The 12,118-nt window shown below is 72.2% G+C and carries 5 protein-coding genes; 3 read left to right on the top strand and 2 right to left on the bottom strand.

Going from position 1 to position 12,118, the window contains the following annotated elements; translation table 11 throughout:
* The first annotated feature begins 96 nt into the window (after positions 1-96).
* The 3 genes from ACZ6D7_RS24805 to ACZ6D7_RS24815 all read left to right on the top strand — a co-directional run bounded on the left by ACZ6D7_RS24805 (position 97) and on the right by ACZ6D7_RS24815 (position 8,160).
* Positions 97-1,254 (top strand): helix-turn-helix domain-containing protein, encoded by a 1,158-nt coding sequence (locus ACZ6D7_RS24805; RefSeq protein WP_469494594.1) that lies wholly within the window; start codon positions 97-99, stop codon positions 1,252-1,254.
* 131 nt (positions 1,255-1,385) lie between these two features.
* Entirely contained in the window at positions 1,386-6,587 is a 5,202-nt protein-coding gene (locus ACZ6D7_RS24810; RefSeq protein ID WP_469494597.1) for a family 43 glycosylhydrolase, read from the top strand.
* An 82-nt stretch (positions 6,588-6,669) separates the two neighbouring features.
* Positions 6,670-8,160, top strand: a complete 1,491-nt coding sequence (locus ACZ6D7_RS24815; protein WP_469494599.1) for a hypothetical protein — start codon at positions 6,670-6,672, stop codon at positions 8,158-8,160.
* A gap of 3 nt (positions 8,161-8,163) precedes the next feature.
* Here ACZ6D7_RS24815 and ACZ6D7_RS24820 read toward each other — a convergent pair whose 3' ends face one another.
* Positions 8,164-10,974, bottom strand: coding sequence for a DUF5682 family protein (locus ACZ6D7_RS24820; RefSeq protein ID WP_469494602.1), 2,811 nt, complete (start codon positions 10,972-10,974; stop codon positions 8,164-8,166).
* Positions 10,971-12,092, bottom strand: a complete 1,122-nt coding sequence (locus ACZ6D7_RS24825; protein WP_469494605.1) for an ATP-binding protein — start codon at positions 12,090-12,092, stop codon at positions 10,971-10,973. Before ACZ6D7_RS24825 ends, ACZ6D7_RS24820 begins: the two co-directional genes overlap by 4 nt.
* Positions 12,093-12,118: the final 26 nt, after the last annotated feature.

A 12,118-nucleotide genomic window follows, 5' to 3' on the forward strand; every position in this document is an offset into this window, starting at 1 on the left:
AAATCAGGACGACACACCGCCGCGATAGTGCGCGGGTGCCAACGCGGCGACCGCCTGCTTGTGGCCCGGCGACAGCGGCCGGGCGGGAGGGGGACCATGACGGTCGTTCACGGGCCGAAGCAGGTCACCGCGGTCCTGCGGGACATGGCCGCCGACCCGGACGTGTGCGGCGACCTGGTCCGTGTGGCCCGCAGCCGCTCCCCCGAGCTGTCCCGGCTCACCGAGGAGGCGACCCGTTCGCATGTGACGGCGATGATCCGGGCGGCCGGTCCCTGGTTCGCCGCGCTGGAGCGGTCGGGGTCGGTCGAGGAGCAGGACTTCACCGCCGCCCTGCTGCTGGGCGCCGACCGCGCCGTGCAGGGGGTCCCGATGACCGCCGTCCTGCACGGGGTGCAGGCGGCGCTCACCCGCGCGGCGGAGATCACCGTGGACCGCTGCCGGTCGTCGGGGGTGCCGGACGCGGTGCTGCTCTCCGTGGTGCTGCGGCTCCAGGAGTACGGCAACGCGGTCGAGCGCCATGTGATCAACGGGTATCGCGCCGCCGAGCACGAGTCCCCGCGCGCGCTGGACGCCGTCCGGACGCGGTTGCTGCGCCAGGCCCTGCTGGGCGAGGTCCCGCCGCGGGCCGAGGAGTTGGCGCGGGCGGGGGTGCGGGCGGACTCCGACGGCCGCCTGCACTGTCTCGCCGCGCTGCCGGCCCGGCGGCGGGCGCTGCGGTCGCCGCACGTGGTCACGGCGCTGATCGACGGCCGGCTGGCCGGGCTGTGCCCGCGGCCGCCCGCGGCCGGGGAGATCGACCCCGAGGCCCTGGTGGTGATCGCGCCCGCCGCTCCCCTGCCCGAACTGCCCGCGCTGTACCGGCTGTGCGTGCGCGCGGCGGGTCTCGGCCGGGAGCAGGGGCTGCGCGGGCGGTACGACGTCACGGACCTCGCCGCCCGGATCGCCCTGGCCGAACAGCCGCTGCTGGCCTCGCTGTTGAGCCGACGGCTGCTCGGCGAGCTGGATCCGGGGAACGACTTCCACCGCCAACTCGCGCTCACCGCACTGGCGTTCCTCGACAACGGCCGTCGGCTGGACCAGACCGCGGCGGCGCTGTTCACCCACCCCAACACCGTGCGCTACCGGCTCGGCCGGCTCCGGCAGATCACCTCGGCGTCCCTCACCGACGGTGACACCGGCCCGCTGGACGCCCTGCACTGGTGGTGGGCGCTCACCTCGTGGCTGTATCCCGTCGGGCCCTCAACTCGCCCCTGAGCAGGCCCCCTTGGGCAGCAGCCTGTCATGTTCGACCTGTCGGACATCGTTCGAAAACTCTTGACGGGGCCCTGTACACCGTTTGACACTCTCGCAACATCACGTCACACGGCTGAAACGGCGGTCCCCCCATGACGCACAGACATCGACTCCGCGGCCGGGCGAGACGCGGGGCCGGACACCTGGCCGCCCTGACCGCCGGGTCGCTGCTCATGGGGCTGGTCGCCGCCGCGGCTCCCGCCCAGGCGGCCGGGACCGCCGACATCACCGACGGACTGGCCCTCTGGTACAAGCTCGACGGCGCGTCCGGCACCACGGTGACCGACGCCTCCGGCCACGGCCGCGACGGCACGGTCAACGGCACCGCCGACTGGTCGACGTCCGGCCAGGGGCTCGCCTTCAACGGCTCCGACACCTCCGTGAAGGTGCCGAACGACGTCATGAAGGGCATGACGTCGATCAGCGTCGCGATGGACGTGAAGATCGACGCCACCCAGTCCACGCCGTACTTCCTGTACGGCTTCGGCAACTCCAGCGGCAGCAACGGGAACGGCTACCTGTTCGCCACCGGCAACTCGCTGCGCACCTCGATCGCGACCGGCAACTGGTCGACCGAGCAGACCACCAGGCCCGCCGACTCCCACAACCTGACCCGCTCGGTGTGGAAGCACCTCACCTACACCCAGACGGGCACCACCGGTGTCCTGTACGAGGACGGCGTCGAGGTCGGCCGCAACACCTCCGTCACCATCACGCCCGGCGCGATCGGCTCCGGCACCACGACCGCCAACCACCTGGGGAAGTCGGTGTACTCGGGCGACAAACCCTTCAAGGGCAGCATGCGCGACTTCCGGGTGTACGACCGCGCGCTGGACGCTGCCGAGGTCGAGCGGCTGGCCCTCCCCGTCGCCACCCAGGGCGTCGAGGACGACAGTGCCGCGCTCACCCTGGGCGACACCGGTGCCGTCACGGCCGACCTGGAGCTGCCGAGGACCGGCCCGGCCGGCGGCTCCACGATCACCTGGGCCAGCGACGACACCGGCGTGGTGACCGACACGGGCAAGGTGACCCGCCCGGCCGCCGGCGAGCCCGACGGCCACGCCACGCTCACCGCGACCCTGAAGAAGGGCACGGTCACCGCCACCCGCTCCTTCGACGTCACGGTCCTTGCGGCCTTCGACGACGACACCGCCGCCGAGCAGGCCGCCGCGGCGCTGACCGTCCACAACATCGGCGACGCCCGCGGCAACCTCACCCTCCCCGCGACCGGCGCCCACGGCACCGAGGTCACCTGGTCGTCCGCCCGTGCGGACGTCGTCTCCGCCGACGGCGAGGTCCACCGCCCCGCGCACGGCAGCGGCGCCACCACCGTCGAGCTGACCGCCACCGTCACCAAGGGCGACGCGCAGGCGACCCGCGTGTTCACGGCGAAGGTCCCCGAACTCCCCGAGCGGGAAGCCCTCGAGGGCTATATGTTCAGCTACTTCACCGGCGAGGGCACCGCGAACGGCGAGCAGCTCTACGCCGCGCTCAGCAAGGGGAACGACCCGCTGCACTGGCGGGAGCTGAACGACGGCGAGCCCGTCCTGACCTCCACGCTCGGCGAACAGGGCCTGCGCGACCCGTTCATCATCCGCTCCCCCGAGGGCGACAAGTTCTACCAGATCGCCACCGACCTCAGGATCTACGGCAACGGCGACTGGGACGCCGCCCAGCGCACCGGCAGCAAGTCCGTCATGGTCTGGGAGTCCACCGACCTCGTCCACTGGACGAACCAGCGACTGGTGCGGGTCTCCCCCGACAGCGCCGGCAACACCTGGGCGCCGGAGGCGTACTACGACAGCGAACGCGGCGAGTACGTCGTCTTCTGGGCGTCGAAGCTGTACGACGACGAGGCGCACTCCGGCGACACCTACAACCGGATGATGTACGCCACGACCCGTGACTTCTACACCTTCAGCGAGCCCCGGGTCTGGGTCGACCGCGGCTACTCGGTCATCGACTCCACGGTGATCCAGCACGACGGCACGTACTTCCGGCTGTCGAAGGACGAGCGGAACAACACCTCCTCGACGCCCAACAGCAAGTTCATTTTCGAGGAGAAGAGCGACTCGCTGCGCGACCTGTCCTGGGACGCGGTCGCCGAGGGCATCGGCAAGGGCGCGATGAACGCGGCCGAGGGCCCGCTGGTGTTCAAGTCCAACACCGAGGAGAAGTGGTACGCGTTCCTCGACGAGTTCGGCGGCCGCGGCTACATCCCGTTCGAGACGACCGACCTCGCCTCGGGCGTCTGGACCCCGTCCGCCGACTACGACCTCCCGGCGCGCCCCCGCCACGGCACCGTGCTGCCGGTCACCCGGGCCGAGTACGACCGGCTGCTGCGCGCCTATCAGCCGGACCAGCTCGTCGAGAGCGTCGAGGACGTCGCGGTGAAGACGCGGATCGGCCAGGCGCCGGTGCTGCCCGCGACCGTGATCGCGACGTACGCCGACGGGGTGACGCGTCCGGTGGCGGTGGCCTGGGACGACGTCCCGGAGTCGGCGTACGCGCAGGCCGGCACCTTCACGGTGACGGGGAGTCTGCCGGACGGCGCCGCACTGCCGGTGCGGGCCGAGGTGACGGTCTCCACGGAGGGCCCCGACGTGCCCGCCGACCTGCTCCTGCACTACGGCTTCGACGAGACGTCCGGCACCATCGCCGTCGACTCCAGCGGCCACGGCCGCCACGGCACGTACGTCCGCACGCCCGCCTTCGGCACCGGCGTGGACGGCGGATCGTTCAGCATGTCCGGCGCGAGCGACTCGCCGTACGTGAAGATCCCGAACGGCCTGCTCGAGAACGCCGACAGCGTGACCGTGTCGACGTACGCGAAGTGGAAGGGGGGCAGCAGCTGGCAGTGGCTGTTCGGGCTCGGCCCCGACAGCGACAAGTATCTGTTCGCCAGCCCCTCCAACGGCTCCTCGAAGCTCTACTCGGCCATCACCAAGGCGAGTTGGTCGGCGGAGTCGAAGCTGACGGCGGGCTCCCCGCTCACCGCGGGCGAGTGGCGGCATGTGACGGTCACCCTCGACGGCTCGACCGGCACGATGGTCCTGTACGTGGACGGCATCGAGGCGGCCCGGACGACGGGCGTCACCATCGAGCCGTCCGAGCTGTACGACGCGAGCAAGGACCACAGCGGCTACATCGGCCGTTCCCTTTACACCGCCGACCCGTACTTCGGCGGTGAGGTCGACGACTTCCGTGTCTACGGCAGGGCGCTGTCCGCGTCCGAGGTACTGGAGCTGAGCGGCAACACCACCGGCATCGCCCGGGCCACGCACCCGGCGCTCAAGGTCGACGCGCTCGTCGACGACGCGGCCGGCCGCATCACGCTCCCACTGAAGGAGGGGACCGACCTCACCTCGCTGGCGCCGGAGTTCACCCTGGCCCACGGCGCGGCGATCAGCCCCGCCTCCGGCAGCGTGCAGGACTTCACCGAGCCGGTGACGTACGAGGTCACCGGTTCCGACGGCAAGAAGCGCGGCTGGACGGTCTCGGCACTGGAGATGAAGAGCCCGGTGCTGCCGGGTCTCAACGCCGACCCGAACATCGTCCGCTTCGGCGACACCTTCTACATGTACCCGACCACCGACGGCTTCGAGGGCTGGAGCGGTACGCAGTTCAAGGCGTACTCGTCGACCGACCTGGTGCACTGGACGGACCACGGCGTCATCCTCGACCTCGGTCCCGACGTCGGCTGGGCGGACAGCAGGGCCTGGGCCCCGGCCATCGAGGAGAAGAACGGGAAGTACTACTTCTACTTCTGCGCCGACGCCAACATCGGCGTGGCGGTCTCCGACTCCCCCACGGGCCCGTTCAAGGACGCCCTGGGCAAGCCGCTGCTCGCGGCCGGCCGGTACCCGGGCCAGATGATCGACCCGGCGGCCTTCACGGACGACGACGGCCGGTCGTATCTCTACTGGGGCAACGGCCGGGCGTACGTCGTCCCGCTGAACGACGACATGGTCTCCTTCGACGCCTCGAAGGTCACCGACATCACCCCCGGCGGCTACAACGAGGGCACGTTCGTGGTGAAGCGCAAGGGCACCTACTACTTCATGTGGTCGGAGAACGACACCCGGGACGAGAACTACCGGGTCGCCTACGCCACCGGCCCCTCGCCCACCGGCCCGTGGACCAAGCGGGGCGTGATCCTGGAGAAGGACCTCTCGCTCGGCATCAAGGGCCCCGGCCACCACTCCGTCGTCCAGGTGCCGGGCACCGACGACTGGTACATCGCCTACCACCGCTTCGCGATCCCCGGCGGTGACGGCACCCATCGCGAGACCACCGTCGACACGCTGGAGTTCGACGCGGACGGACTGATCGAGAAGGTCGTCCCGACGCTCACGAGCATCGACCCCGTCACCGTCGTCCACGCCGGTGCGGACCCGAAGGGCGCCGAGGGCGAGGCGATCGCCCTGAACGGCACGCTCTCCGGGGCGGGGAGCCCGCGGTGGACGGTGGAGAAGGGCGCGCCGTGCGCGGTCGCGGACGCCTCGTCGGCTCGCACGACGCTCACCTGCACCGACGACGGCACGTTCACCCTCACCCTGACCGGCGGCCGCAGCACCGACACGGCCGTGGTCACGGTGACGAACGCGGCCCCGTCGATCACGTCCGCCACCGGCCCGTCGGCCCCGGTCCCGGCCGGTCGCCGTACGGCCGTCACCGCCCGGTTCGACGACCCGGGCGCCGGTGACACCCACACCTGCACGGTCGACTGGAAGGACGGCGGTGCACCGACCGCCGGCACGGCCACCACGACCGGCTGCCGTGCCGAGCACACCTACACCTCGGCGGGCCTGCACCGTCCGGTGATCACCGTCACCGACGACGACGGCGCCTCGGACAGCAGGACGCTCCCCGAGCTGGTCGTGTACGACCGCGCCGCCGGTCCGGTGGCGGGCGCCGGTGTCGTCGACTCCCCCGCGGGCGCCCACCCGGCCCGGCCGAACGTGACGGGCAAGGCGTTCTTCTCCCTCGCCGTCGGCTATCTGCCGGGGGCCGACGCGCCGGCCGGGCTCGTCACCTTCGACCACGGAGCGGCCCGCCTGAAGTTCCGCTCCACGGGCGTCGACTGGCTCGTGGTGTCCGGTTCCCGGGCCGTTCTCGAGGGCTCCGGAACGGTCGGCGGCACGAGGGGCTACGCCTTCCGTGTCACCGCGACGGACACCCCGGACACCTTCCTGATCAGGATCTGGAAGAAGTCCGGCGGGGAGGTGGTGTACGACGGCGGAGTGGCCGCGAAGGTCTCCGGTGTCGTGACGATCGGCACCCGCCACCGGTAGCCGCTCACGGGTGCGGATAAGGTCATGGGCCCCCTGCCGCGGCAGGGGGCCCGTTCGTCGTCCTGGGGGGGAACCGACAGCAATGCCCACACCCGATCAGATCTGGCGCGAGGCCGATCTGCCCACCCGCCGGCTGGCGGGGCTGGCGCTCAATCCGTCCGCTCCCGAGGACGTCCTGCTGCGGCTGCTGGCGCACGCCCCGCTCGCGGTGCGGATGGTGCTGTGCCGGGACCGGATTCCGCCCGAGGCGGTCGTCGACGCCGTGATCGAGCACCCGGACGCCTACACCCGCAGCTTCCTCGCCCGCAATCCGCACGTCGATCCGGCGCAGCGGGCGCGGCTGGTGGACGATCCGGACTGGTTCGTCCGCGCGCATCTCGCCGAAGGTCCCCGGACGGCGGACCCGGCCGGGCCGCGGCCGCTCCCCGACGACACCGTCGTCCGCATGATCACCACGTACGGCACCGAGGATCTGGGCTCCGGCCTCTACCAGCAGTTCTCCCCCGGGCTGCGCCGGTCGCTGCCCACGCACCCGGTGGCGAAGCTCCGCCTGTGGGGCGTCGGCGCCTGGCGTTCGCTGCCCGCCGAGACCCGGGCCGCCCTGCTGGCGGACCCGGACGACGCCGTCCGCGAGGCGGCACAACGGCATCTGCGTCACGAGGATCCGGCGTGGGTGGAGAGCACGCTGCCCGCCCACCCGTGCCACGGCCGCACCGGCGCCCTGCTGCACGACGCGCTCAGCCGGGCCGTCGTGGACCGTGTCCTCGGCGATCCGGCCGGTCCTGAGGAACGGTCGATGATCGCGGACAATCCGAGTCTCCCGCCCGACGTCGTGGTCCTCCTGGCGACCGATCCGGACCCGGAGGTGCGGGAGCGGATCGCGCGCCGCGCGGACCTCGGGCCGGCCGAGCGCCGCGCCCTCGCCGTGGACCCCGATCCGAGGGTGCGGCTGGCCGTCTCCGTCCACCCGGCGTGGAGCGAGGAGGAACGGGCCCAGATCGACTACGAGGTCCCGCTGGACCGGACGTTCCCCTACTGCCACCAACCGATGCCGCCCCGCGATCCCGAGGCCGTCCGCCGGGACGCGCTCTCCGCCCACCCGCTTGTGCGCCGGCGGGCGGCGACGGTGCACACCCTGCCGCCGGACCTGCTGGAGCGGCTGGCCGTCGACGACGACCTCGGCGTGCGCGTCCTGCTGGCGCAGAACCATCCCGACGCCCCGCCGGCCCTGCTGCTGCGCGCCTTCCTCGAGTACACCGGCTCCGGACGCGAGGACCTCCTCCTGCGGCCGGGGTTCCCGACCGACGGGCTGGCCGTCCACGCCGACGACGAGGACCCCGCGGTCCGCGCCCTGGCCGCCCGCGACCCCGGGACCGCGCCCGCGACGGTGGAGCGGCTCACCCGGGACCCGGACCCCGCCGTACGGGCCGCGCTCGCCGGCCACCCGAACCTTCCGCCGGCCCGGCTGGCCGAACTGCTGGACGACGAGGAGCTGGCCCACCGTGCCGCCGCCAACCCGGCGCTGGCGGCGGACACGATCCGTCGGCTGATGGCGGCGCCGCCGGTCAGCTGACGGTCAGCTGACGGACAGTAGCTCCTCCAGCGCCCGCGCGGTGTGCGGGTGCCGGGTGAGGAGCACCGCTCCGGTGGCGGTGGGCGCCGCGGTGTCCCAGGTGCCGTCGTAGCCCAGCAGGTCCGCCAGCGCGTCACAGGTCGCGGGGTGGGCGGCCACCAGCGCCAGACCGCCGGCCGAGCCCGCCGCCGGCTCCGGGCGCACGCTCTGCGTCTCCTGCGGGAGCCGCCACGGGGGCACCCAGCTGTCCAGCTCCGCGAGCCGGGCGGGGAAGACCCGGCCGGCCTCGCGGATGAGGAGGGGGGCCAGTTCGGTGCCGCTCGCGCGCAGGGTGGTGATCAGGGTCGGCAGCCAGGGCAGCAGCACCGGGTCGGGCAGCCGGGCGAAGGCGTTCGACACCGCCTCGACGACGAAGTCGGCCAGGCCCGGCACCGGTTCCAGGGCATGCACGAACCCGCTGAGGTAGCGGGGGTAGGCGGGGACCACCAGCGGGTTGGCGAGCAGCTCGTCGCAGCGCTCCCGCAGGGCTGCCCGGGACAGCGTGCCAAGGTGGCTCCGAGCCGCCCACAGCAGGGCGGTCCGGGCGGGCTCGGCCGGGTGGGACTGGGCCAGGGCCAGTTCCAGCTGGGTGCGGTCGCAGCCGAGCGAGAGGGCGAGGCCCTCCATGCTGAACAGGAAGCCCAGCATGGCCGCGACCTGCCGGACGGTCGCGTCGTCGTCGGTGAACGCCGTCGGCAGCAGGGTGCAGTAGTGGGCGTAACCGGTCTTGACGAAGGACTCGATCCACGGCGGCAGGACCGGTTCGGCGGTGCGGTAGTGGGCGAGCAGCCGGCGGATGCGGCGCAGGACCTCCGGCGCTCCGTCGACGCTGCGTTCGCGGGCCAGGACCTCGAGGGCGTGGGTGCCCAGTTCGTCGGCGAGGCGGCGGCTGCGCAGGTAGAGGATCGCGTCCTCGACGGCTTCGAGGACGGTGGCCGCGGTGGCCTGCGGCGCGTACGCGGTGCGCCGCAGCCGCTGCTCCAGCACCTGCTCGATGCTGACACCCTCGTAGCCCAGCTCGATGAGGGCGCGCTGGTGGGTGCCCAGGGCCAGGTCCCAGGACTCCTGGATGGGGCGTTCGCCGAGCCGTCGTTCGCCCATGATGGGCCGGGCGGCGCCGTCGGGCATCAGCGGGCGCAGCATCCACAGCACGTCGGAGCAGCGCTCCAGTTCGGGCTGGGAGGCGATGTCCAGCAGGGCCCGCTGCACCCCGCGCTGCTGGAGCCGCAGGCCGAGGGGTTCCAGCCGGTCGTGGACGTCGCGGGCCAGGGGCGGCAGCGCGTCGTAGCCGACCTGGCCGACGCGGTCGCCGCCCATCATGATCTCGACCAGCCTGCGCACGTCCCGCCGGCCCGGGACCCGGTCCTTCTCGATGCAGGTGACGGCCGCGTCCTGGAAGTCGTACGGCGTCGGCTTGGCGCGGTCGCGCATGCCGGCCAGCAGGATCGACGTCTCGAAGACGGCGATGGCGTCGGCGGTGGAGGCGAGATAGCCGCCCCGGCGTGCGGCGCGCACGATGTCCACGGACCAGCCGAGGAGTTCGGCCTCGTCGAGCGGGTCGAGGACGGGCGGCCGCTGGAGGAAGCCGGTGAGCCGGTCGGCGGCCGGTGTCCCGGCGGCGGGCAGGGCCCGGGCGGGCTGTGCGGTCTTCGCGGGCTTCTTCGTGCCCGCCTGGCCGGCCAGCCGGTACGGCTTGACGCGGGTGCGCCTGAGGTTCTTCGCCCACTCGGTCGCGGCGATCGAGACCGAGCCGGCGGCCAGGCCGAACTGTGCCTCGATGGCGGCGTGGCTGGACGGGATCAGACCGTGCCGCCACGTGGTTCCGCTCGGCGGGGTGATGGTGAAGGTGTCGCTGCCGTGCACGCCGAACTCCTCGACGCGGCTGGCCGCGTGGAAGGCGCCGCAGACGTACAGACAGTCGGCGGGGTCGGTGCCGGTGGCGGCGAGGTGTTCGCGCATCCGGGTCCACATGTACCGCTCGCGGTCCTCGTCGACCTTGACCCGCCGCTCGTCACCGGGAGCGAGGCGGCGGAAGAGGCTGCCGATGAGCAGCATCACCTGGCGGTAGGTGTCGTGGTCGCTGTCGCCCAGGGGCAGTTCGACGAACTGGTGCCACCACTCCGACCAGTGCCGTACCCGGCCGTGGCGCAGCAGGTGCTCCTCCAGTTCGGCGAAGCGCGGGCGCAGGTCGCCGATCTCCACACCGACGGCGTCGCCGTGCAGGGCGGACTCCGCGTCGGCCGCCGGTGCGTCGGGGTCGGGTTCGCCGCTCTCCGCCTCGGCCCCGCGCCCGCTCTCCTGGTGGGTCTCCCACTGGAAGACGTGGTCGGAGGAGCGGTCGACGAGGACGAGCTCGACGCCGGGTGTGTCGAGGGCGTAGGCGATGGCCTGGTACTCGGCGGAGGCCTCGGTGACCGGGGCGACCACCGACAGCGGGGTCCAGTCGGCCGGAAACCCCTCGACCTCGCTCGCGAACGCCTGGACCGCCACCGGGAGGCGGCAGTTGCGCAGCTCGGTGAGGAGCGGGGCCATGTCCTCGCACAGCTCCAGGTACACCACCTTGGGCTGCTTCTCGCGCAGCCGGCGGGCCATCGCTATCGCGGACGCCGGTGAGTGGTGGCAGACCGGGAAGATCTCCAGCGGCTCGCGGACGGCGCGCTCCACGTCGTCGACGATGCCCCTGAGGATGCCCTCCAGGGCGCCGGGGCCGTCGGCGAACGCCGTGGCGGCCTCGTTCAGTTGGCCGCGCAGGGCCTCGAAGGTGCCGCCGCTCATGACAGGGTCGCGATCGCGTCGCGGCCGCCCTCGAGGAACTCCGGCCAGGAGCCGCCCTCTTCCTTGCTGCGCGGTTCGACGACACCGTGCAGGTACTTGTTGAGGATCGCGAGGTCCTCCGGTTCACGCCGGGCCAGGGAGCCGACCAGGGAGGAGGCGAGGGTGCGGGCGGTCAGGGCGCGCTCGCCGAAGAAGTTGCTGTGCAGGATGGCGTCCTCCAGGACACCGATCTGCTCGGCGGTGGACAGCGCGGACTCCAGCTTCTCGTCGTCGCTGCCGGCCGCGGCGGAGGAGGCGCGCAGGTCGGCGAAGCTCTGGAGCAGCACGTCCAGCAGGGTCGGCGGGACGTCGAGTTCGATCCGGTGGCGGCGCAGGAGTTCCTCGGTGCGGAAGCGGACGATCTCCGCCTCGCTCTTCTTGTTCGTGATCACCGGGATGCGGACGAAGTTGAAGCGGCGCTTGAGCGCGGAGGACAGGTCGTTGACGCCCCGGTCGCGGCTGTTGGCGGTGGCGATGACGGAGAAGCCGGGCTTGGCGAAGACGATGTTGTCGCCGCCCGCGCCGTCGAGTTCGGGGACAGAGATGTACTTCTCGGAGAGGATCGAGATCAGCGCGTCCTGGACGTCGCTGGTCGAGCGGGTCAGCTCCTCGAAGCGGCCGATCGTGCCGGACTCCATCGCGGTCATGATCGGCGAGGGGATCATCGACTCCCGGGACTGGCCCTTGGCGATCACCATGGACACGTTCCACGAGTACTTGATGTGGTCCTCGGTGGTGCCGGCCGTGCCCTGCACGACCTGGGTGGAGGTGCGGCAGATCGCGGCGGAGAGCAGCTCGGCGAGCCAGCTCTTGCCGGTGCCGGGGTCGCCGATCAGCAGCAGACCACGGTCGGAGGCGAGAGTGACGATGGACCGCTCGACGAAGCTGCGGTCGCCGAACCACTTCTGGGCGACCTCCCGGTCGAGACCGTCGGCGCGCTCGGACCCGAGGACGAACAGGCGGACCATCTTCGGCGACAGCCGCCAGGAGAACGGCTTGGGGTTGTCGTCGATGGACTCGAGCCAGTCCAGCTCCTCGGCGTACTTGATCTCGGCGGGGGCGCGCAGCAGGTCGGACATGTCGGAACCTTTCTCAGAAGTCAGGG

The sequence above is a fragment of the Streptomyces sp. NPDC041784 genome, from assembly GCF_055591025.1.